This window comes from Corynebacterium mendelii, assembly GCF_017307055.1.
Lineage (GTDB): Bacteria > Actinomycetota > Actinomycetes > Mycobacteriales > Mycobacteriaceae > Corynebacterium > Corynebacterium mendelii.
The window spans coordinates 485,258-507,859 of the sequence record NZ_JAFLEQ010000003.1 but is presented as its reverse complement, the minus strand read 5'-3'; the positions used below and the strand labels follow the sequence as shown (position 1 = coordinate 507,859).

At 65.0% G+C, this 22,602-nt stretch carries 17 protein-coding genes; 2 read left to right on the top strand and 15 right to left on the bottom strand.

The genetic code is table 11. The features are described from left to right. Window positions 1-137 precede the first annotated feature (137 nt). From efp to JZY06_RS01960, 13 genes are all read right to left on the bottom strand, one after another. Complete coding sequence (gene efp, locus JZY06_RS02020; RefSeq protein WP_207118069.1) at window positions 138-701, bottom strand: elongation factor P; 564 nt, start codon at window positions 699-701, stop codon at window positions 138-140. A gap of 248 nt (window positions 702-949) precedes the next feature. Next, a complete protein-coding gene (locus JZY06_RS02015) occupies window positions 950-2,047 on the bottom strand; it encodes a M24 family metallopeptidase (protein ID WP_330617021.1) in 1,098 nt (365 codons plus the stop codon). A gap of 199 nt (window positions 2,048-2,246) precedes the next feature. Continuing rightward, complete coding sequence (gene aroQ / locus JZY06_RS02010; RefSeq protein ID WP_207118065.1) at window positions 2,247-2,699, bottom strand: type II 3-dehydroquinate dehydratase; 453 nt, start codon at window positions 2,697-2,699, stop codon at window positions 2,247-2,249. Between the two features lie 69 nt (window positions 2,700-2,768). Further along, window positions 2,769-3,863: a 3-dehydroquinate synthase gene (aroB, locus tag JZY06_RS02005; RefSeq protein WP_207118063.1), complete on the bottom strand. Its 1,095-nt coding sequence runs from the start codon at window positions 3,861-3,863 to the stop codon at window positions 2,769-2,771. 179 nt (window positions 3,864-4,042) lie between these two features. Next, window positions 4,043-4,609: a shikimate kinase gene (locus tag JZY06_RS02000; RefSeq protein WP_207118061.1), complete on the bottom strand. Its 567-nt coding sequence runs from the start codon at window positions 4,607-4,609 to the stop codon at window positions 4,043-4,045. Between the two features lie 4 nt (window positions 4,610-4,613). Continuing rightward, window positions 4,614-5,837 (bottom strand): chorismate synthase, encoded by a 1,224-nt coding sequence (gene aroC / locus JZY06_RS01995; protein WP_207118059.1) that lies wholly within the window; start codon window positions 5,835-5,837, stop codon window positions 4,614-4,616. 137 nt (window positions 5,838-5,974) lie between these two features. Continuing rightward, window positions 5,975-6,589, bottom strand: a complete 615-nt coding sequence (locus JZY06_RS01990) for a prepilin peptidase (RefSeq protein ID WP_207118057.1) — start codon at window positions 6,587-6,589, stop codon at window positions 5,975-5,977. Window positions 6,590-6,767: 178 nt separating this feature from the next. Then, a complete protein-coding gene (locus tag JZY06_RS01985) occupies window positions 6,768-7,619 on the bottom strand; it encodes a shikimate dehydrogenase (RefSeq protein ID WP_330617020.1) in 852 nt (283 codons plus the stop codon). Window positions 7,620-7,771: 152 nt separating this feature from the next. Continuing rightward, entirely contained in the window at window positions 7,772-8,998 is a 1,227-nt protein-coding gene (gene mltG / locus JZY06_RS01980) for an endolytic transglycosylase MltG (protein WP_207118055.1), read from the bottom strand. A gap of 233 nt (window positions 8,999-9,231) precedes the next feature. Continuing rightward, window positions 9,232-9,744 carry a Holliday junction resolvase RuvX gene (gene ruvX / locus JZY06_RS01975; protein WP_207118053.1) on the bottom strand — a complete coding sequence of 171 codons (513 nt, stop codon included), beginning with the start codon at window positions 9,742-9,744 and terminating at the stop codon, window positions 9,232-9,234. A gap of 152 nt (window positions 9,745-9,896) precedes the next feature. Further along, window positions 9,897-12,560, bottom strand: a complete 2,664-nt coding sequence (alaS, locus tag JZY06_RS01970) for an alanine--tRNA ligase (protein ID WP_207118051.1) — start codon at window positions 12,558-12,560, stop codon at window positions 9,897-9,899. Window positions 12,561-12,736: 176 nt separating this feature from the next. Next, a complete protein-coding gene (locus tag JZY06_RS01965) occupies window positions 12,737-14,110 on the bottom strand; it encodes a replication-associated recombination protein A (RefSeq protein ID WP_207118049.1) in 1,374 nt (457 codons plus the stop codon). Window positions 14,111-14,135: 25 nt separating this feature from the next. Continuing rightward, entirely contained in the window at window positions 14,136-15,437 is a 1,302-nt protein-coding gene (locus JZY06_RS01960; RefSeq protein ID WP_207118306.1) for a protein kinase family protein, read from the bottom strand. A gap of 387 nt (window positions 15,438-15,824) precedes the next feature. Here JZY06_RS01960 and JZY06_RS12470 point away from each other — a divergent pair, with 387 nt between their 5' ends. Further along, window positions 15,825-16,442 carry a sugar O-acetyltransferase gene (locus tag JZY06_RS12470; RefSeq protein ID WP_304503395.1) on the top strand — a complete coding sequence of 206 codons (618 nt, stop codon included), beginning with the start codon at window positions 15,825-15,827 and terminating at the stop codon, window positions 16,440-16,442. A 45-nt stretch (window positions 16,443-16,487) separates the two neighbouring features. Here JZY06_RS12470 and JZY06_RS01950 read toward each other — a convergent pair whose 3' ends face one another. Further along, a complete protein-coding gene (locus JZY06_RS01950) occupies window positions 16,488-19,355 on the bottom strand; it encodes an SNF2-related protein (RefSeq protein ID WP_207118047.1) in 2,868 nt (955 codons plus the stop codon). A 161-nt stretch (window positions 19,356-19,516) separates the two neighbouring features. Next, window positions 19,517-21,328: an aspartate--tRNA ligase gene (gene aspS, locus JZY06_RS01945; RefSeq protein ID WP_207118045.1), complete on the bottom strand. Its 1,812-nt coding sequence runs from the start codon at window positions 21,326-21,328 to the stop codon at window positions 19,517-19,519. A 321-nt stretch (window positions 21,329-21,649) separates the two neighbouring features. Here aspS and ypfJ point away from each other — a divergent pair, with 321 nt between their 5' ends. Next, entirely contained in the window at window positions 21,650-22,546 is an 897-nt protein-coding gene (ypfJ, locus tag JZY06_RS01940) for a KPN_02809 family neutral zinc metallopeptidase (protein WP_207118043.1), read from the top strand. Window positions 22,547-22,602: the final 56 nt, after the last annotated feature.

The following is a 22,602-nucleotide window of genomic DNA, read 5'->3' as shown; positions in this document are numbered from 1 at the left end:
ATGGGCGGAAAAACCCACTCGCCCGCCTCTGTTGGGTGGGAACTCTACGGGCCTGGTGCCGGGTGTGCAACACCACCGGTTGGGCAACCGGTGGTGTCTGGGGGAACAAGGCGATCGGCCACCAGGCCGAACAGCATTTAGTTGTTCACGCGGGAGACGTATGAGCCGTCACGGGTGTCGATTTTAAGGACGTTACCGGTTTCGATGAACAACGGAACCTGAACCTCGGCGCCGGTTTCCAGGGTGGCGGGCTTGGTGCCGCCGGTGGAACGGTCACCCTGCAGACCGGGATCGGTGTGTTCGACTTTCAGCTCGACGGTGACGGGAAGCTCGACGAACAGCGGCTCGTTTTCGTGGAAGGAAACCTGGACGGTGGTGTTTTCCAGGAGGAAATTGGCGCCGTTACCCATCAGGTGGTTGCCGATCTCGATCTGGTCGAAGGTTTTCTCGTCCATGAGAACGAAGGATTCGCCGTCGTGGTACAGGTAGGTCATGTCACGGCGGTCAACGGTGGCGGTTTCCACCTTGACACCGGCGTTGAAGGTCTTGTCAACAACTTTGCCGGAGACAACGTCCTTGAGCTTGGTGCGCACGAAAGCGGGTCCCTTGCCCGGCTTCACGTGCTGGAACTCGACGATCTGCTGCAGCTTGTTGTCGATTTTGAGCACAAGGCCATTTTTGAAGTCAGCGGTTGTTGCCACGCGGGTACAGCTCCTCGGATTATTTAAACGGATATTTCGTTGACTATGCGGTGCGGCTGCCGGAGAACCCAGCCACACACCTGACGGGTGCGCCGGATCCGGGCCGAAAGACATGATAGCACCAGCAGCGCACAACCTAGGGAGCAGTCTGCTGGCGCGGCCCGCCCGCACGCACCGGGGATCCGGCACGCAACGCGTGGTGGTGGGGCCTCAAGCCACCGCCCCGCCTTGCGTGCCGGTGCCTTCGCTTAACCGATGACCGTCAGGTCCTTGCTCATGGTGGTGATCACCTTGGGGGCGCCGTCGGTGATGATCAGGGTGTCTTCAATACGTACGCCACCTTTGCCCGGAATGTAGATGCCCGGCTCGATGGTCAGTGTCATATCCGGCTCCAGAATGCCCTCTCCCTTGGTGGATGCCATCGGTTTTTCGTGCACATCCAGCCCGATGCCGTGTCCGGTGGAGTGGACGAAGTATTCGCCGTAGCCGGCCCGGTCGATAATGTCGCGGCACACGGTGTCGACGTCAACGAGTTTCGCCCCCGCCACGGCGGCTTCCACGCCGGCGGCCTGGGACTGGTGGACGACACCGTAGATTTCTTCGGCGAAGTCGGTGGCATGCCCCATGATGAAGGTGCGGGTGCAGTCGGAGTTGTAGCCGTCCAGATGCGCACCGTAGTCGATGGTGACGATGTCACCGTCGTCAATGATCTTGTCGGACACACCGGCATGCGGCTTGGCTGAATTCAGCCCGGAGGCGAGGATGGTGTCGAAACTGGTTCTTTGGGCCCCCAGTTTCAGCATCCGGTACTCCAGATCGGCGGCGACTTCATGTTCTTTGCGCCCGACCGCCAGCTCACCGGCATCTAGCAGCTGTTTGAGGGCTTCGGTGGCAAGCTCGGCCACAGCCTGCAGGCGATCGAGTTCGGTGTGGTCCTTGATCAGCCGGCACTGTTCGATGATGCCGGTGACCGGAACCAGGGTGACGTTGTCACCGGCGGCCTCTTTCAGTTTTTCCAGCTCGCTGACCGAGGTGTAGTCGGCTTCGAAACCAACCCGCCGGGGCCCCTCAACCTCCCGCAGCAGATCCGGTCCGCAGGCCCGGGCGCACAGGCAGTCAAGATCAGGAACCTGATCGGCGATCTGGGTGGTGTAGCGGCCGTCGGTGGCGACTTTCGCCGACAGATCCTTGTTGACGATGACCCCACCGTTGGAGCCGGTGAAACCGGTCAAATACCGCACATGGGTCAGATGCGTCACCAGCATGGAGTCCAGACGTTGGGCCGCGAAGTGGGCGGCAATCTTGCGGCGGCGGTTTTCGAAACGGGTGTCGGCGAGCAAAGCCACGGTTATCTTGTCCTCCTTGGTGACGAACGGCACGGAAGACTCCCGTATGCCACAACGGGAAAAGACATGCCGTCCGCGTAACGGTACAAAGTGCCGGTAGCCGGTATCCGGCCCCGACGGTGCTGGTGCCACACGGTGCGCGGGGTAGGCGGGAAAATACCCGGTGTTCCCGCGCTGCCGCATCACACCATTCTACCGCCTAGCGCGCACCAGTGGACTGCAACCGGTCGACGGTGGCGCGCAAAGCCAGAAGATAGCCCTGGGTTCCCACACCGGCGATCACCCCGACCGCGATCGGCGACAGATAGGAGTGGTGCCGGAACGGTTCCCGGGCGTGGATGTTGGAGATATGCACCTCAATGAAACCGGGACCGTCGGCGATTTCGGCCAGGGCGTCTCGCAACGCAACAGAGGTGTGGGTCAAGCCGCCGGGGTTGATGATCACCGCGGAGTTGGTCTCTGCCGCCCGGTGAACCCGGTCGATGAGTTCACCTTCATGGTTGGACTGGAAAAACGACACCGTGCAGCCGAGGGTGCCGGCCAGGTCAGCCATTTTCTTTTCGACATCGGCCAGCGTTTCACGGCCGTAGATGTCGGGCTGTCTTTTACCCAGGCGGTTCAGGTTGGGTCCGTTGAGACAAACAATGTGCATGCGGTCAAACCTACCGGCACAGCGCACCGGCCGTGGCATCCATCCCCGCTGCCGCTTCTGCCGCAGCTTCTAGCCGCTGATGCGCCCATAGGCCAGCGTCAACTGTTCCACCGATGGGCCGGTGAGAATCGTGGGCTGGCACAGCCCCTCCAGAACCACAAAGCGCAGCACCCCGGCACGGGTTTTTTTGTCCCGCAGCATCGAGGCGAGCAGGCTGTCGAACATTTCCGGCCGGTAGCTGGTGCCAAGACCGACCGAGGAAATGATTGCCCGGTGACGGTCAACCAGCTGTTTGTCGATCAGTCCTGCCGTATGCGCCAGTTCGGCGGCGAAAACCATGCCCACGGCCACGGCGGTGCCGTGACGCCAGGTGAAGTTTTCCTTTTTCTCGATCGCGTGGCCGAGAGTGTGCCCGTAGTTGAGAATCTCCCGAAGGCCGGCTTCCTCCAGATCGGAGGCGACGACGTGCGCTTTCACCGCCACCGAGCGGGCGATCAGTTCCGGCAGATGGCTGCCGCCCTGTAGACAGTTGGCGGGATCTTTTTCGTAGAGTTTGAGGATCTCTTCATCGGCGATGAACCCGGTTTTGATGATCTCCGCGCTGCCGGCCACGATTTCGTCTTCGGGCAGGGTCGCCAGACGGTCCAGGTCAATGAACACCGCCGCCGGTTCATGGAAGGCACCCACCAGGTTTTTGCCGGCCCCGGTGTTGATTCCCGTTTTTCCGCCGACCGCCGCATCGACCATGGCCAGCAACGTGGTGGGCACCTGAATGACTTTCACGCCCCGCATCCAGGCGGCGGCCACGAACCCGGCCAGGTCGGTGGCTGCTCCCCCACCGACACCGATGACGATGTCTTTGCGGCCGAATGCCTTCTCGCCGAGCACATCCCAGCATTTCTGGCAGGTCGCCAGTGTTTTGCCGGCTTCGGCGTCATCGATGACCATGCTGGTTACTGCAAGACCGGCCTGTTCCAGCTTGCTGGACAGGCTGTGGGCGGCATCGCCGAGCACCGGCTGGTGGATGATCGCCACCTGGGTGGCTTCGCCGGAGGAGACCACAAAGTCGACGATGGCCCGGTTGAGGTCGTGGCCGATGGTCACGTCATAGGGTTTGTTGCCGTTGACGCTGATGACGCGGGAAAAATCGCTGGTGGTGGTCATGGCCGGGGGCCACTGTCCTTTCGGGGTGGGAGAAAAAATTACACGCGGGGTACCCGATGCCCGGATCCGACTGTCTGCTGTGGACCGGGGTGAATGGAGGATTGTCGGGTGTTGCGGCGGGTGCCGCCGGGAAGTGATGTCTTCGCAGCCGACGGCACCCGGCAGCGGTGGAGGCGTTGTCAGTCGGTCTCGGGGTGGTGGATGACCGGACGGCGTTCCTGCCGGTCGGCGGACTTTTCCTCATCCAGCCAGTTGAGCACGTCGGCGACGATCTGCGGGGGCCGTTTGTTGTCGGTGCGCACCTTGTGGGCGGCAACCGACCGGTACAGCGGTGCGCGGCGGGCGAGAAGTGCCGTGTATCTGGCTTTCGGATCATCGGCGGCCAAAATGGGGCGGGAATCATCACCGGAGGTGCGCCGGGCGCCTTCCTCGGCGGAGACATCCACCCACACAACCCGGTGCCCGGCCAATAAGGTGCGGACGGCCTCGGTTTCGACCGCGCCCCCGCCAAGAGCCACAATGCCACCTTTGGCCAGGGCTTTTTCCACGGCAGCGTATTCGAGTTCGCGGAACGCTTCCTCGCCGACTTCGGCGAACACTTCCCCGCAACTGGTGCCGTGGTCCTGGGCTATGAGGGCATCGGTGTCGGTAAATTCAGTGCCCAGGGCACTGGCCAGCCGGCGGCCGACGGTGGTTTTCCCGGCACCGGGGGGTCCGACGAGAACTGCTTTGGGACGGTGGGACATGGGACTAGGACTCCTCCTGCCCGTTGAAGGCCAATCGGGATGTCACCTGCTCGAGGTAGCCGTCGATGTTTCGTTTGGTTTCTTCCAGGCTGTCGCCGCCGAACTTGGTGAGCACGGCACGGGCAACAACCAGGGCGACCATGGCTTCGGCGACGACACCGGCTGCCGGGACCGCACACACATCAGAGCGCTGGTGGATGGCGGTGGCGGGTTTGCCGGTGGCCATATCCACCGTTTTCAGTGCCCGCGGCACCGTGGAGATCGGTTTCATGGCCGCCCGGACAACCAGCGGCTGGCCGTTGGTCATTCCGCCTTCCAGGCCGCCGGCCCGGTTGCTGGTGCGGGTCACCCCGCGGTCGGTGTCGACAACCATTTCATCGTGCGCCCGGGTACCGCGGCGACGGGCCTCAGCGAAACCGTCACCGATTTCCACGCCTTTGATCGCCTGGATACCCATGACGGCGGCAGCCAGCTGGGCGTCGAGCCGGTCGTCGCCGGAGATGTGGCTTCCCAACCCGATCGGCAGACCGTGGACCACAACCTCAATGACCCCGCCGAGGGTATCGCCCTGTTTTTTGGCTTTCTCTATGCAGTCGATCATCGAGGCTTCGGCCTCCGGGCCAAAGGCACGCACCGGGGAGGCGTCAATGGCGTCCCGATCGGAAAATTCCGGCAGCGGGCCGGAATAGGGTTCCGATTCACCGATGGAGATGACATGGCTGACCACTTCCACGCCGAGGGTTTCCCGCAGCAGGGAACGGGCAATCTCCCCGCAGACCACCCGGGCGGCTGTTTCCCTGGCCGAGGCGCGTTCCAGAACCGGACGGGCTTCGTCAAAACCGTATTTGAGCATGCCGGCGAAATCGGCGTGACCGGGGCGCGGCCGGGTCAGTTTCGCCCCACGGCCCGACTCCATGGCTTTGACGACCTCCGGGTCATCCATGTCGACGGGTTCGGCGGACATGATGGTGGTCCATTTGGGCCACTCACTGTTGCCGATGACAATGCTGATCGGCCCGCCGAGGCTTCGTCCGTGCCGCACGCCGGTGAGAACGGTCAGTTCATCGGCCTCGAATTTCATGCGGGCGCCGCGCCCGTAGCCCAGTCGCCGCCGGGCGAGCTGCTCGGCTATCTTCCCGGTTGAGACGGGCACACCGGCCGGCATGTGCTCGACTGTCGCGACGAGCGCCTGACCGTGGGATTCACCTGCTGTTGTCCATCGGAGCATGCACCCATTGTGTCAGAACGGTGACCATCACCGGCCACGGGGCGCAGTTTTGGTTGAAAAATCGTGGCGCATACCCCTCATCCGCCCCGGCCGCAATGCCCGCAACACTGTCACCGGGAGCGTTGTTCGGGGTCGTCTCACACCGGGGCGCCGGTGATGGTGCAGGCCACCGAGACCAGGCATCCCACAACCATCGCCGGTGCATGCGGGATTGTGTCCCGTTTGCCCGCCACCAGCATGACCACAGTGGCCACCGCGGCCACGGCGATGGCCAGACACACCCCCAGCACCCCGCCGGTGGCACTGGCTGTGCCCAGGGCCGGGGCGAATTTGATGTCGCCGCCGCCCACCCCGCCCACACACCCCGCCACCACCAGATACAGCACCGCCCAGGCCAGCCCGCCGACGGCGAGTTCCGGCCGCCCCCAGGCCACCGCCCCGATGAGGGCGGCAACCGTTCCCGGCCAGGTCAACACATCGGGCAGAAAACCCGTGCAGCAGTCCATGACCGCCAGCCCCACCGCCCAGACACCGACAGTGATACAGGCCACCAGGCCAAATACCACCGCCCCCTGGGTGAGGGAGCGACAGATGATCACCACCGCCACCGTTGCCGCCGTGGCGGCGGCACACACCGCGGCTACCCGGCCCGGAGGAACTGCGACAAGACCACGACACACCCCGCCAGGATCCCGGCCGACACATCGGGTGCCGGTGCAGCTGGTGGGTGCGGATGCGGGGTGAGCGGTCATGGGCCATGACGCTAGAACCTGCCGGGCAGGCCGAACAAGGACGATGACAGCTTATGGGGCGTGCGCTGTGGAGCACACCCGGTTATCCACCGGGCCGGGGCCCTGGCGGCACCGGGCATGCCGGCGGATCCACGGACAGCGTGTGCCCGCTGCTGGAAACCTGATCCGGCTGAGCCTGCTACAGGTAGGCCTCAAGGCTGGCGCGCATGGCTTGGGTGGGTGCCGGATGACCGGTGAACTGCTCGAATTGGGAATAGGCCTGGCAGGCCAGCATCACGTGCCCCCCGACGGCGGCAACGCCGTTGGCCCGGGCCGCCGACACCAGTGCCGTGGGCCACGGGTTGTAGATGACATCGACAACCGGAACCTTCGCCAGACGGTGTTCCAGACCGACAATCGCCGCCGACGGGACAGTGGAGACCACCACCGCACTGGCTGCCACCAGCGTGTCGAGGTCGGCGTGTTCGGTGGGATGGAAACTGACACTGACCCCGCAGGCGCGGGCCAGATCACGGAACTGGTCGCTGCGGTCGGAACGGTTGACGATATCAATGTGGTCGACGCCCCTGCCGCCGAGCGCCCACACCGCCGGGCGGGCGGTCCCCCCTGCCCCGACCACCAGCGCCCGGGCGCCGGACAAGTCACGGGCCACCCCCAGCTCGTCCAGTGCGCCGGCCACGCCGTCACAGTCGGTGTTGTCGGCCCGCCACACCCCCGGTTCCACCTGCACCAGGGTGTTGGCCGAGCCGATTGATGTGGCCCTGTGCGTGGCATGGTCGGCCACCGCCAGGGCCGCGAACTTGCAGGGCATGGTGCAGGAAAAACCGGCGTAGCTGCGGCCCTGACCGGCGAGAAGGGGCGCAACCCCGTCAGCGTCGCAGTCGATGCGCCCGTAGCTGAAATCGTCCAGGCCTAAGGCGGTGTAGCCGGCAGTGTGCAACACCGGCGACAGCGAGTGGTCGACCGGATGGCCGATAACAGCCGCCCGGCGGGCTATCGAGGGGTGTGCGGGAGCAAGAGGGGTGTTCACGGTGGTGGGCAACCAATCCTTGGAAAAAGGGTGCGGGCACGAAACGCTTTATCCGCGGACACAGCCCCGGGACCGGCGATGCGGCTAGGGCGGTGCCTGCCACCGCGGCAGGATTTATCCCACTGTGGTGGCGGGGGTGGGAACCTGGTGGACTACTGGGCGGGCGGAGCCTGGTCGGGGTCGGCGGTATCGGACGGGCTGTCGCCGCCGGCCGCCGACTGGTCACGCTTGGAATCCAGCACCCCGGCATCGAGTGCTTTCTGGGTGTCGCTGAGATGCTCGTCGAAGGTGTTGTTGAACACGGTGGTGCCGTCTTTGTCGATGGTGACGAAAAACAGCCAGTCGCCGTCGGCCGGGTTTTCCATCGCTTCCAGCGCCTCCACCGACGGGGAGGCGATCGGGGTGTCGGGCAGGCCGTCTTTGGCGTAGGTGTTCCACGGGGTGACCCGGGCACGGTCGTCGTCGGTGGTGGCGACTTCCTGGTCGGCCAGGTCGTAGTTGACGGTGGAATCAAACTCCAGCCGCATGGGGGTGTTTAGCCGGTTGATGATCACCCGGGCGACTTTGTCGAACTCGCCCGCCGGGGATTCCCGTTCCACCAGCGAGGCCGCGGTCAGAAGCTGGTAGGGGGTCAACCCGGTGGCCTCGGCTTTTGCGGTGATGCCGGTTTTGTCCCACACCGCGGCGGAGCGGGTGACAAGATCGGTGAGGATTTCGGTGGCGCTCATGTGCGGGTTGACCACATAGCTGCCCGGGGCAATCAGCCCCTCGATCCGCCGGGGATCATCGCCGCGGGCGGTGACCGCGTCAACGGCCCAGGCCGGAACCCCCAGTTCCACCGGGTCGGTGGTGGCTGCGGCATCGGCAAGTTTCGCGACGGTGACACAGTTGGAGTCGGGTTTGTCCCCGCAGGCCAAAGCCGCGATGTCGGAGAAAATCCCGAAGCGGGTGCCGCCGCCGACCACGGTCACATCGTTGAGTGTCGACCCGCCGTTGACGGTGAGCAACTGCACCTTGTTGGCCGGATCCACGAGTGCTTCCACCGCGGAGACCGCCGACATCTGTCCCTGCAGCCGGTAGAAACCGGGGGTGACGGTGGAGGCCTTGTCGTTGGCGCCGGCGGCTTTCTGGAAAGCGGCGTTGGATTTGACGATGCCGCGTTCGACAAGCTCCGGGCCGAGAGCCGACACCGAGGATCCGGGGGTGATCTCCACCAGCTCGGTCACACCGTTGCCGGTGCCCTCGAAATCAGGGGTGACGGGCATTCTCAGCCGCCCCAGCCCCACCAGTGCCAGCACCATCACGATGATGAGAATACTGGCGCTGGCCACCCCGATAAAGCGGGCTTTGCCTCTGGCATTGGAAGAAGATCTGCTCATCGGTTTATCTCTTACCCCGGGATTGTCGTTCGACGGAAAAAATGGCTGGCCCGGCACACACGTGTCCCGCGGTGCCGGACAGCTGTGATGGCAACACCACCGGTACCGGCAGCACGGATGCGGACCCTAGCGGGCGTGGCACCTTTTCAAGGCGTGGTCCCCAGCTTATATGTTTACCGGTTGGTTTATCCCCGCCGAGGCCCACCCGGCGTGCCGGCGCTGTGGGCGGCAGGCTACGGCGCGGCAAGCCGCCGGGACCGGGCATCCAGCCAGGACTGCAGGATTTCACAGGCGGCGGCCTGGTCGATGACGGCGCGGCCTTTTTTGGTGTTGACACCGCAGTCCCGCAAATGCCGTTCGGCGGCCACGGTGGTCAGCCGTTCATCGGCGAAACGCACCGGCACCACCGGCAGGGAATCGGTGTTGGTCATCCGGCGGGTGAGCCTGAAGCCGATTTCTTTGGCGTGTTTGACCGACGACGAGCCGTTGGCTTTCAAATCCCGCGGTAAACCGATGATGATTTCCACCGGCCGGTACTGCCCGATCAGCCACAGCAGCCGGTCGATGTCGGCTTTGTCGCGGTCTTTGAAACCGGTGAGCCTGTCGACGGTTTCCACCGGTGAGGCCAGCATGGCGGCCGAATCACTGACCGCCACCCCGATGCGCACCGTGCCGACATCAAGCGCCAGCCTGCGGCCGGGGCCGGGATCGTCGGCGCCGGGGGTGTCCGGTGTTGGTTTAGCCATGGCTGAGATCTTCCTTGTCTGACCCGGTCACCAGCTGCTGTCGGCTGTTCTGGTCACCGGTGCACTAGAACACCGGATACAGGCGGGTTTCGCCGCGGCGCATCGCCTGCACCTGGTGATGGGTGGGGTGAGAGAGATCACCGCGCCGGGATCTAGCGGGTGGCCAGATCATCGGTGACGGCGGTAAACGCCGCATCGAAACCGCCGGCGTCGGTTCCCTGGCCCTGGGCCATATCGGGTTTTCCGCCACCGCGGCCGTTGACGTGCCGGGAAACGAGCTTGACCATATCCCCTGCTTTCACGCCGCGGGCGATACCTTCGGCGGTGACACCGACAACAAACGGTGCTTTCCCGCCGTCATCGGAACCCAGCACAACCACACCGGGCACATCGCCGAGACGGTTTTTCAAATCGGTGGCCAACTGCCGCAGCTCGCCGCCGCCCAGGCCCTCCAGTTTCTCGGCGATCACGGTGAAGGCACCGACGGTGGAGGCATCGTCGACGAAGGTGCCGGCCTGCTGCTGCAGCTGCTGTTTTTTGAATTCGGCGATCTGTTTCTCGGCGGCTTTCAGTTTCTCGGTCAAAGCGGCAATACGGTCGGGAAGCTCGTCGGTGGGGGCTTTCATCGACGATGCCAGACCTTCGGCCAGGGCGCGTTCCTTGGACAGGTAGCCGAAGGACTCGAGACCCGAATAGGCCTCGATGCGGCGCACCCCGGAGCCGACGGATGATTCTCCGAGCACCGCCACCGGGCCGATCTGGGAGGAATGGTCGACATGCGTGCCGCCGCACAGCTCCATCGAAAACGGTCCGCCGATTTCCACGACGCGGACATTGTGGCCGTAGTTTTCACCGAACAGTGCCATCGCCCCCATGGCTTTGGCTTCCTCCAGCGTGGTTTCGATGGTGTTGACCTGCCAGTCGACATCGACGGCCTCGTTGGTGACTGTTTCGATCTGCTGCAGCTGCTCGGCGGACAGCTGCTCGGTGTAGTTGAAGTCGAAGCGCAGGTATCCGGGTTTGTTCATGGAACCGGCCTGGACTGCCGTGGGCCCCAGAATCTGCCGCAGGGCAGCGTGGATGAGGTGGGTGGCCGAGTGCGCCTGGCGGGCGGCGTGCCGCCACTTTTTATCCACTTCGGCAACCGCGGTATCGCCCACCCCGATCTCACCGTTGGTCACCACTGCCTTGTGGACCCACAGTTTCTTGCCGATTTTCTGCACATCGGTGACATCCAGCACGGTGTCGCCCACCCGGATGGTTCCCCGGTCACCCAACTGCCCGCCTGCTTCGGCGTACATGGGGGTGGTGTCCAAAATGACTTCGACCTGCTTGCCCTGACCGGCGTGGGTGAGCTTTGTGCCGTCGTGGACCAGGCCCAGCACCGTGGCCTGGTCGGTCAGGTTGCCGTAGCCGGTGAAACGGGTGGGGTGACCGTCGACGAATTCGCGGTAGACACTCAAATCAGCGCCGCCGTGTTTTTTCGCCCGGTTGTCGGCCTTGGCGCGGGCTTTCTGCTCGGCCATCAGCGCATTGAAACCTTCCCGGTCAACCTCCAGGCCGGCTTCGTGGGCCATCTCCAGGGTGAGGTCGATGGGGAAACCGTAGGTGTCGTGCAATGTGAAGGCCTTGTCCCCCGACAGGGTGGTCTGGCCTTTCTCCTTCGCCGCTCCGAGGGCGTCCTCGAACAAGTGGGTGCCCGATTCGAGGGTGCGCAGGAAAGCTTTTTCCTCGGCGACCGCGGTTTTGATGATGCGTTCCCGCGATGAGGCGATCTCCGGGTAGGACGGTGTCATGGTGTCCATGATGGTGGTCATGAACTTCTCCATTGTGGCCCCTGTCGCCCCCAGCAGCCGGGCGGAACGGATGATGCGGCGCAGCAGACGGCGCAGAATGTAGCCGCGGCCCTCATTGCCGGGGGTCACACCGTCCAGGATCAGCATCATGCCGGTGCGTGAATGGTCGGCGATGACCCGGAAACGGATGTCGGAGTCGTGGTCTTTGCCGTAAGGGCTGCCGGTCAGTTTCTCGGCAACATCGATCACCGGGCGCAACAGGTCTGTTTCGTAGACATTGTCGACGCCCTGCAAAATGCAGGCGACACGTTCGATACCCAGACCGGTGTCGATGTTCTTTTTCGGCAGGGGACCCAAGATCTCGAAATTGTCTTTGCCGGTACCCTCCCCGCGGCGGTTTTCCATGAACACGAGGTTCCAGATCTCCATGTAGCGGGTGTCGTCGACAACCGGTCCGCCGTCTTTGCCGTATTCCGGTCCCCGGTCGTAATAGATTTCCGAGCACGGCCCGCAGGGGCCGGGAATACCCATCGACCAGTAGTTGTCGGCCATGCCCAGCCGCTGGATGCGGTCTTTGGGCACCCCGAGTTTTCTGTGCCAGATATCGGCGGCCTCATCGTCGTCGAGGAACACCGTCACCCACAGCCGCTCCGGATCAAGTCCGAAGCCGCCTTCGTCAACCGGGTCGGTCAGCAGCGTCCAGGCGTGGGTGATCGCCCCTTCCTTGAAGTACTGGCCGAAAGAGAAGTTTCCGGCCATCTGGAAGAAAGTGTTGTGCCGGGTGGTGATGCCCACTTCGTCAATGTCGAGGGTGCGCACGCACTTTTGGATCGATGTCGCGGTGCCGTTGGCAAACGGCGGGTTTTGCTGCCCGAGGAAATAGGGTTTGAACGGCACCATGCCGGCGTTGACGAACAGCAGCGTCGGATCGTCGAGGATCAGCGGGGCGCTGGGGACCTCGGTGTGACCGGAATTGACGAAATGATTGATGAACCGTTCCCGGATCTCGTGGGTCTGCACTGTTAAATCAACAACCAATCTGGAAAAGACGTGTGTATGGGTGATCGTTTTATCTGGGGCACCAACCGGCCGGGGCCGCACCGGTGTGTGGCTGCACACCGGCGCCCGGGTGCGGGCGGCCCTTTCGGGTTATTCCCAACCGGTCACTCTACCCGGGAGATTGCCGATGGTGATACTCAACCGGCCGACGGGCCGCCGCGGACAATCCCGCGCAGCCGGGCAAGGAAGGAACGGATGCGTTTTTCATCCCCGTGGTCGGTGGGCCGGTAGTAGACGGCACTGTCGAGGGTGTCGGGAATATAGCGCTGGCCGACCACCCCGTGCGGGTTGTCGTGCGGGTAGACATAGCCGACGGCATTGCCCAGTTTTTTCGCCCCCGCATAGTGGCCGTCGCGCAGGTGCGGCGGCACAAACCCGGCTTTGCCGTCGGCGACATCTTTCAGCGCCCGGTCGATGGCCACATACACGGCATTCGATTTCGGTGCCAGCGCCAGGTGGATGGTCGCCTGCGCCAGGGTGAGCCGGGCTTCGGGAAGACCGATCATGGCCACCGCCTGGGCGGCGGCGGTGGCGGCCTGCAGGCTGGTCGGATCGGCCATGCCGATATCTTCGCTGGCCAGAATGATCAGGCGGCGGGCGATAAAGCGCGGATCTTCCCCGGCGTGGATCATCCGGGCCAGATAGTGCAGGGCGGCATCAACATCCGATCCCCGCACCGATTTGATGAAGGCACTGGTGACGTCGAAATGCTGGTCGCCGTCCCGGTCGTAGCGCACCACCGCCTTGTTCACGCTGTCGCGGATGGTGTCGATGGTGATGGTGCCGCCGTCGCCGACGGCCTCTGCGGCGGCCTCCAGGTAGGTCAGGGACCGTCGGGCGTCCCCGCCGGCCAGAAGGACCAGCTGGTTGATGGCTTCGTCGGTGGCGCTGACACTGCCGCCCAAACCCCGCTTGTCGGCCAGGGCCCGGGTGATCACCGTGGTGATGCCGGCATCGTCGAGCGGCTCCAGCTGCAGCAGAAGCGACCGGCTCAGCAGCGGGGCGACAACCGAAAACGACGGGTTTTCCGTGGTGGCGGCAACCAGCAGCACAATCCGGTTTTCCACCGCCCCCAACAGCGCATCCTGCTGTGTTTTGGAAAACCGGTGGACCTCGTCGATGAACAGTACCGTGCGGGTCCCGGCGATGAGATCCTTGCGCGCCCGGTCAATGACGGCCCGGACATCTTTCACCCCGGCGTTCAGGGCGGACAAAGCGACGAAGCGGCGGCCGGTGGCCGATGAGAGCAAAGACGCAATCGTTGTTTTGCCCGTCCCGGGAGGACCGTAGAGAATCACCGACGCGTCGCCTGAGCCTTCCACCAGCCGCCGCAGCGGTTTGCCCTCGCCGAGAAGATGCTCCTGGCCGACCACCTCGTCGAGGTTGGTCGGGCGCATGCGGGCGGCCAGCGGCGCGGTGGAGCCGGGATGGAAATAGCTGGTGTGCTCATCCGTGCCGCCGGGGCTGACCGGATCGTCGGCGGCATCACCGAACAGTGCATGTTGGGCCATGGCGTAACGTGACCTGCTCCCCGGTTTAACTGCCGTCGGCGCCGTGGTTGCGGTGCGCCATGGCGGTGGGGGTGGCCCCCAGTTCCTCCAGGCGGGCAAGAACGGTGTCGGCGAACTCTTTGACCGGCGCAAAACGCGGATCACCGCCGCGGGCGGCAAGCCGCGACAGGGCGGAAAAAGTCTCGTGCAAATCCCGCCTGGCCAGCTGACCGTCTTCGCCCATATCGTGCAGCAACGATCCGGCCAGCACATCCTCGTCGTCATCGGTGGCGGTGGCCATGGCCAGATGATCCATATCCGGTACCGCCGAGGGATCATCCGGGTGGCGCCGCAGGGAGATTTCCATCTCCTGGACCATCTGCGCCATCGAACCGTGGTAGAGGTAGGCGATCGAGCTGAGCGCCCAACCGATCAGCGCGGTGATGATGCGGGCGCGCAGACGCACCGGATTGGTCACATTCGGCCAAATGTCTTTCACTTCGCCCACCCAGGCGGCGATGAACGCCTCCGCTTCGGCGTCGGAGAGCGGATTGGCGAACAGGTACTGCGGGAATCCGCCCACAACGCAGGCCACATCGTAGGCGGCGTCCCGAAAACCCGCCCACTCGTAGTCGAGGAACTGCGGGGTACCGGCCATGAGAATATTGTCGGGGCTTAAATCAAAGGGGGTGAATGCCCGGTGCCTGCCCGATGACAGGCGGCGTTTGGCGTCGATGGCGAATGCGGTGACGATCTCTGGCACCGGGATACCCGCGGCGGTGACCAGCTGCAGTCCCCGGTCGACGGCGGCCAGAAGAGTCTGGTCCCGCAACCGGTGGATATCGGCGGTATCCGGGTATTTGGTGAGCATCCTGTTGAACAGGATGTCGAAGTGTTCCTCCCGGTCGGCGGTGGCCGCATGCATCGATCCGATGGCCCGGCCCAGCAGGCGGATCAGTTTCATTCGCTCGGCCGGGTCGGCATCCTGCAGCAGGCTGTCGAAGGTCTCCCCGTCACCGGCATCACCGATCACCAGAATCCGCCGGTCAATGTCGTAGGCCAGCAATTCCGGCCCGGGCCGCGCTGTCGTCGGCAGCGAGGTGGTGAACTGGTAGGACACCACTTCCCTGACCAGGGCCGCATCATCGAACAGATCCCCCGACAGCGGCACAAATTTCAGCACCACACTGCGGGCCTGCAGAAATGGCGACGGCGCCACCCGGCAGCGCAGGACTTTGGCGGTCCCCAACCCCCCGAGATCTTCCGGGTCGGTGAGGTTCTGGGTGCCGCCGAACCGGTTGGTCAGCAGTTCTTCGGCGATCCCCACAATCTCGTCGGTGGTGCGCATCGGATCCATCCCGCTTTCTCATTTCTCGCTGTCGGGCCGCAGCCCCTCCCCCGGCACCGAGTGGTCCCGGCCCGGCCGGACACGGCCGTGGGTGGCGGTCCGCGGCGTGCGGGCCACCGGTAGGCAGTTTAGCCCACCCGGCCGGCACCCGATCCCCCCGGGGATTGCGCACCACAGCTCCCGCCCCGCCGGCACACCACCCAATTAACCCCTTTTAAGGGGGTGGCACCACCGTTTATCCGGGCAGTGCCGCCACCAACCGCCCACAACGGGTGGGCCTGCGGCGCTTGATCGGGGGCGGCGGCGCTGTCGGCCGGTCCGCTGTGGTGGAGGGCAGAGTTTTTCTTCCCGCCCACAACCACCGCCACCCGGGTAGATTCGGCTGGCATGGACACCACGCGCGAGGGCCGGACAGTGCCCGGCAGCCACACCACCGCCCTGGCCAGCATGCTCTCGGGCAACTGGTACACCGCCGATGATGGGCAACTGGTGGCCATGGCCGACCGGGCGCGCCGCGCGCAGCATGAGTTCAACACCACCTACCCGTCCGATCCGTCCCGGGCGCAGACAATCCTGGCCGGGATTGCCGCGCACGTTGGGTCCGGCACCCATGTCAGGGCACCGATTGCCATCGACTACGGGGCGCATCTGTCCATCGGGGACGACACCTTCATCAACTTCGGGTTGACCGCGCTGGATGTGGCCATGATCGTTATCGGCAACCGCTGCCAGATCGGGCCGAACTGCCAGTTGCTGACTCCGGTGCATCCGCTTGATCCGGCGCTGCGGGCCACCGGGATCGAGGCCGCCGATCCGATCACCGTGGGCGATGATGTGTGGTTGGGTGGCGGGGTGATTGTCTGCCCCGGGGTCACGATCGGCAGCGGCAGTGTCATCGGCGCCGGGGCGGTGGTCACCCGCGATATTCCGCCGTATTCGGTGGCTGTCGGCAACCCGGCCCGGGTGGTGGGAACCTCTCCCGGCCATCCTGCAGGCGGGAACTGACATCCCGGCCAGGACGGTACCGGGGGTGTGGGAGAACCACCGGTATCAGCCGCTGCCGGCAGCAAAGCCCAGGCGCTGCCGTTCGGCGGCGATAATGGCCTCTGCCATCGCTTTTTCGCTGATATCGACCGCGTCGGCCACATCGGCGGCGGCGGAATCCCTGGCGAAGCTGTCGAACAGGGTTTTTTTGCCCTTGAGGATGACCAGCATCCGTTCGTCGACGGTGTCATCCCCGATGAGCCGGTAGACATGCACCGGGCGGGTCTGGCCCATCCGGTAGCTGCGGGCGATCGCCTGTTCCTCGACGGTTGGTTTGACCTGTGGTTCAGCCAGCACCACCACATCGGCGGACTGGATGTTCAACCCCTGTCCCCCGGCGGTGATCTGACTGACCAGCACACTTCCCGCCGGGGCAGCGGCCAGCCCATCGACCAGTTCCTGCCTGCGCGACGGCGTGACAGAACCGTCGATCACCCCGCACACCACTTGCCCCAGGTGCGCGGCGATGACGTCAATGACCTCCCGGAAAAAGCTGAACACCAGCACTTTTGAGCCGTCGGTTGCAGCTTGGGCGACAATCTCGTCGAGCCGGGCGAGTTTGGCCGGTATCCCGCGGTCTGTCAGCCAGGCGGCCCGTCGCATGAGCATCCAGTTTCCTTCCTTGACCGCCCGGGCGTAGATCTCCTGGTCGGCGGCGGTCAATTCCACCCATTCGGTTTCCTCTGTTTTCTCCGGCAGCTCGTCCAACACTTCGTCGACATTGCGGCGCAGATACACCGGGGCGATACGGGTGGCGAACACATCGGCCGGAAGGCCTGCCATCGCCTCGGTGACCAGACCCGGACTGACATAGCCGACCAGTGTGACGAACTCGTCGACCCGGTTTTCCATCGGGGTGCCGCTGAGCAGCATCACCGTCGGGGCCGCGGTGATCAGGGCCGCTGCCGCCCGGGAGCGTTGGGCCCGCGGGTTTTTGATGAAGTGGGCTTCGTCGACAATGAGGAAATCGGGTACCGCCAGCCGCATAACGCGGGCGGTACCGAAGGTCGTCACCGCCACCCCGCCGCGGGAGATCCAGGCCGCGTGGTTGGCCTGCCGGGCAGGACCGTGCAGCCGCCACACCGGGAAATCGGTGTGTGTGTCTGTCTCGTGCAGCCAGTTGACCAGCACGCTGGCCGGACAGATCACCAGGATGCGGGCCGGGCGGGCAGGAGCGGCCCCGGTGGCTGACGCCGCCGGCGGGGTCCAGGACTGCCCCGGAGCGGCATTGCCGCTGTCGTCGGTGTCATCGGTGTCATCGGCGGTGTCGCTGTCGTCGCCGCCGGTATCGGCCCCGCAGAAACACACCGGCCCGTCCAGCCACGGCCCCCGGGCGGCGATGTGGCTGGCAACGGCCAGGGCCTGGATTGTTTTGCCCAGCCCCATCTCGTCGCCGAGGATGGTTTTTCCGCCCACCACCGCAAACCGGGCACCGAAAGACTGGTAGCCGCGAAGACTCAGCCCCCGCAGTCGTGACGTGTCCAGCTGCAGGGCACGGATTTTTTCCACCGTGCTGTCATCGAGATGGTGCTCCCGGCCACCGACACTGTCGTGGTCGAGGTTGATCAGCTGGGCTACAAGCGCATGGTAGCGGGCCGGGTCGGCCTGGTAGTCCTGCCAGGGGTCGGTGACCCGGCCGGCGGTTCTCCCCGGGCTGAGCACCCGCGGATCGACGATGGCCCACGCCAGATCCTCGGTGAAGCTGTCCCATGCGGCGCGGTCGCTGACCAGCACGTCCCAGCTGGTGGTGGAGCCATGTGGGGCGGGTACCCCGGCCAGCACCTCCACCAGGCGTGCCCGGCGGGCGGTGACCACCGGGTCGGTGTCGGCCACCGCGGCATACCGGGCCGCCACAGCGACCAGCTGCTGGGCGGCCGCGGTGGGTGTGTGGCCGATGGACAGCCTGTGGCAGCTGGCCCGGGCTTCATGGTCCAGGGTGCGGGCCGCGGCCAGAATCCGGCGGGCGGTTTTCTCCCCGATGCCGTCGACCGCCATCAGTTCGGCGGTGGTGCGGGCCAGCACATCGTTGACTGTTGTCACCCCGATGGTGTCCAGGCCGGCCAGCCGCAGCCGGTGGGGGCTTGTTTTGGCCAGCACATCAACAGCCATCCCGGACAGGAGTTGGGCGGCGCGTTCCCGGGTGAGTTCGGCGACCGCCTGCCGGGCCAGGCGTGCCAGATTGCCCGGTGAATCCGGATCCTGTTTCAGCCGGGTGATCCGCGCGATCACCGCCGGAAGGTCGGTGACCGGCAGGCTGGTGACGGTGACCGTGCCCTGCATTCCCGCCGCTTCAGCCAGCCGGTAGCGGGCGGTGGTGGTCCAGGAATCCGGTTGCCCGTGGATACCGGGGGCCACATGCACGCCGCGGCGCTGCTCGGCGGCGGCCCGCCGCACGGCGTGGCCGATCTCGCCGCAGCGGGCCGAAAGAGCGGCAAGCACCGGATCGTCGAGATGGGAGCGCAGGCGACCGGCTGCCGCGGCTGCGGCGGGGCTGACCGTGCGGGAAAAAAGCGACCGCAGAAACGATCCGCCGGCTGCCGCAGCGACAGCGTTGTCGCGGTGGAACCGCAGCGTTTCAACGCGGGCGGCGAACTCGGGGAAATCCGCGAGGCCGCCACAGTCGTCGGCTGCCGCCCGGGCGTAGAGATCATCCGGCCATTTCACGGTGTGCGGGGTGATGATCAGCGCCCCGGGCACCCTCGGGCCGGGTGTGGCACGATCCCCGCTGCCGGGGGCCGGGACGATACCGGCACCGGTCACCAGCGGCGCTGCGGGAGGCCGTGACAGCGCCGCCACCGCCCCCGTGATGGTGGCGGCGTGACCGATCACCGTGTCCGCCCGGGAGATGATGCGGTCGAATTCCGCCTTGTCCATGCCGCCAATTGTGGCAGAGACAACCGGTACCCGCCGGATGCAGGGGACGAAAAACCACCGGCCGGTGATGCGGAGGCAGGCATCACCGGCCGGTGGGCGCGGTCATTTGTTTTACCGGATCACGGACCCGGGGTCAGCGGCTGTCACCCGGAAGGTGGTGCTCAGGCGTCTTTTTTGCCGTCTTTTTTGGCTTCGCCGGGTTTTTTCGGCTTGGCGTCGATACCGGATTCGCGCCGCTGCTCCGGGGTGATCGGGGCCGGTGCATCGGTCAGCGGATCAGCACCGCCACCGGACTTGGGGAAGGCGATCACGTCGCGGATCGACTCGTAGCCGCCCAACAGTGAGGTGATGCGGTCCCAGCCGAAAGCGATGCCGCCGTGCGGCGGGGCGCCGAAGGCGAACGCATCGAGCAGGAAGCCGAATTTCTCCTGCGCTTCCTCCTCGGTGATTCCCATCACCTTGAAGACGCGCTCCTGCACATCGCGGCGGTGGATACGGATCGAGCCGCCGCCGATTTCGTTGCCGTTGCAGACAATGTCGTAGGCGTACGACAGGGCGCTGGCCGGATCCTCGTCGAAGGTGTCCATGCATTCCGGCTTCGGGGAGGTGAACGCATGGTGCACCGCAGTCCACTTGGAGTGGCCGAGCGCGACATCCCCGGAGGCGGTGGCATCGGCGGCCGGCTCAAACAGCGGGGCATCGACAACCCAGGTGAAAGCCCAGTCACCGTCTTTGATCAGACCCAGCTTGTTGGCGATCTCCCCGCGGGCCGCCCCCAGCAGCGCACGGGAGGGCTTGGCCTCGCCTGCGGCGAAGAAGATGCAGTCGCCCGGCTTGGCGCCGACATGGGCGGCGATTCCGGCTTTTTCCTCGTCGGTGATGTTTTTGGCCACCGGGCCGGTCGGCTCGCCGTCCTCCCCGATGAGAATGTAGGCCAGGCCCTTCGCGCCGCGCTGTTTGGCCCATTCCTGCCAGGCATCCAGCTGGCGGCGCGGCTGGGAGGCACCGCCGTCCATGACCACCGCACCGACGTACGGGGCCTGGAAGACCCGGAAGGTGGTGTCTTTGAAAAACTCGGTGCATTCGGTGATCTCGATATCGAAGCGCAGGTCCGGCTTGTCGGAGCCGTAGCGTTCCATGGCTTCTTTGTAGGTCATGCGCGGAATCGGGGTGGGAATGTCGTAGCCGATCAGCTTCCACAGCTCAACCAGGATTTCCTCCGACAGGGCGATGATGTCGTCTTCGTCGATGAACGACATTTCCACATCGAGCTGGGTGAATTCCGGCTGCCGGTCGGCGCGGAAATCCTCGTCCCGGTAGCAGCGGGCGATCTGGTAGTAGCGCTCCAGTCCCGCCACCATCAGCAGCTGCTTGAACAGCTGCGGGGACTGCGGCAGGGCGTAGAAGGTGCCGGGGCGAAGCCGCGCGGGCACCAGAAAGTCGCGGGCGCCCTCCGGGGTGGCGCGGGTCAGGGTGGGGGTTTCGACCTCGGTGAAGCCGTGCGAATCCAGCACACTGCGGGCCGCCCGGTTGGCCTGGGAGCGCAGTTTCAGTGCTTTGGCCTGGGATTCGCGGCGCAAATCCAGGTAGCGGTACTTCAGGCGGGCTTCCTCACCGACTTTGTCTTTGCCGGCGTCTTCCACCTGGAAGGGCAGCGCGGCGGAGGCGTTGAGAATCTCCAGCCTGCTGACATTGACCTCGATCTCGCCGGAGGCCAGGTTCGGGTTTTCGCTTCCCTCGGGGCGGGCTTCCACCACACCGGTGACCTGGATGCAGTATTCGCTGCGCAGGTGGTGGGCTTTTTCGGCGACCTCCGAGTTGCGGAAGACAACCTGTGCCAGACCCGTCCGGTCGCGCAGATCAATGAAGATGACCCCACCGTGGTCGCGGCGGCGGGCCACCCAACCGGTCAATGTGACCTCTTTGCCTGCCAGGTCTTTTCCTAATTCTCCTGCGAGATGGGTACGCAACACGGTTGTTCTACCTTCTTACCTTTCATTCGTCGGCGCCCGACCGGGCATGGCGCCCGGTTGTGCCGCCGGTTAACCCCCGGGGACAGGTTCTTTTCCGCTCCGCACGGGGGTGATTGTTTCACACGGCGATTATTACCGTCGGCCATCCTACCCGCCGGGGTAACGCCGGGGTTGTGGCGCTTCCGGTTTGGGCGTGCACCGCACGCACCGGTTGTGTCCCGCCGGTCCCCCGGCCTGTCAGCTGTGATGGCCGTGGTCGGGAAAAACGCCACCGGCCTTGCCCGGGCCGTCGCCGTGGTGGTGTGTGGCACAATAAGCGCCATGACGTTCAAGGACAATGTGGCCAAAAGCGGCAACCGGGCTTCCCGCGGCGGAATGTCGCGCGGTGGAATGATCGCCGGGGGCGGCGGCATCGGGACCCTGATTTTGGTGGGGGCTTTCCTTCTTCTCGGCGGGGATCCCTCCCAGTTGGGCAGCCTGGTGGGCGGGCAGTCACCCAACCAGCTTCCCGCCGGTCAGAACCAGCAGGCCCCGGAAGGTGTGGACAACTGCCAAACCGGCGCCGACGCCAACAGCAATGTCGACTGCCGACTCGAATTCACCGCCATCTCCTTGGACAAGGTGTGGCAGACCCAGCTTCCCGACCAGGCCGGAATCGACTACGAGAAACCGGGGCTGACACTGTTTAACCAGCAGGTTCAAACCGGCTGCGGTATCGCCGGTTCCTCCACCGGGCCGTTTTACTGCCCCCGCGACCGGACAGCCTACTTCGATTCCTCCTTTTTCCGGCAGATCGAACAGCTCGGGGGAAGCAACGCCCCGCTGGCACAGGAATACATTGTCGCCCACGAGTTCGGCCACCACATCCAGAATCTGGAGGGCAACCTCGGCCTGTCGGACTACTCCGATCCCGGCGCCGACTCCAACGCAGTGAAAATCGAACTGCAGGCCGACTGCTACGGCGGGGTGTGGGCGCACTACGCCGACAAAGGCGAGGACGCCCTGCTCGAGCCGATCACCGACGAGCAGCTTCTCGACGCCGTCGAAACCGCCCGGGCGGTCGGCGACGACAATATCCAGCAGCGCACCCGGGGCCAGGTCAACCCGGACGGCTTCACCCACGGAACCTCCCAGCAACGCCAGGAGGCGTTTTTGGCCGGATACAACTCCGGCCGCATGGCATCCTGTGATTTCCTCGGCACCGGCGGATACCGGTAGCAGCCCCGGACCCCGGCCACTTAACCGATAGTGTGCACTATCGGTTAAGATGGTTC

What these genes read in the sequence shown, in the direction of transcription:
- aroQ (WP_207118065.1), bottom strand. Translation starts at nt 2,699, where the DNA reads ATGCACATTGTTTGTCTCAACGGACCCAACCTGAACCGCCTGGGTAAA.
- aroB (WP_207118063.1), bottom strand. Translation starts at nt 3,863, where the DNA reads ATGACCACCACCAGCGATTTTTCCCGCGTCATCAGCGTCAACGGCAAC.
- JZY06_RS02000 (WP_207118061.1), bottom strand. Translation starts at nt 4,609, where the DNA reads ATGTCCCACCGTCCCAAAGCAGTTCTCGTCGGACCCCCCGGTGCCGGG.
- aroC (WP_207118059.1), bottom strand. Translation starts at nt 5,837, where the DNA reads ATGCTCCGATGGACAACAGCAGGTGAATCCCACGGTCAGGCGCTCGTC.
- JZY06_RS01990 (WP_207118057.1), bottom strand. Translation starts at nt 6,589, where the DNA reads ATGACCGCTCACCCCGCATCCGCACCCACCAGCTGCACCGGCACCCGA.
- mltG (WP_207118055.1), bottom strand. Translation starts at nt 8,998, where the DNA reads ATGAGCAGATCTTCTTCCAATGCCAGAGGCAAAGCCCGCTTTATCGGG.
- ruvX (WP_207118053.1), bottom strand. Translation starts at nt 9,744, where the DNA reads ATGGCTAAACCAACACCGGACACCCCCGGCGCCGACGATCCCGGCCCC.
- JZY06_RS01965 (WP_207118049.1), bottom strand. Translation starts at nt 14,110, where the DNA reads ATGGCCCAACATGCACTGTTCGGTGATGCCGCCGACGATCCGGTCAGC.
- JZY06_RS01960 (WP_207118306.1), bottom strand. Translation starts at nt 15,437, where the DNA reads ATGCGCACCACCGACGAGATTGTGGGGATCGCCGAAGAACTGCTGACC.
- JZY06_RS12470 (WP_304503395.1), top strand. Translation starts at nt 15,825, where the DNA reads ATGGACACCACGCGCGAGGGCCGGACAGTGCCCGGCAGCCACACCACC.
- JZY06_RS01950 (WP_207118047.1), bottom strand. Translation starts at nt 19,355, where the DNA reads ATGGACAAGGCGGAATTCGACCGCATCATCTCCCGGGCGGACACGGTG.
- ypfJ (WP_207118043.1), top strand. Translation starts at nt 21,650, where the DNA reads ATGACGTTCAAGGACAATGTGGCCAAAAGCGGCAACCGGGCTTCCCGC.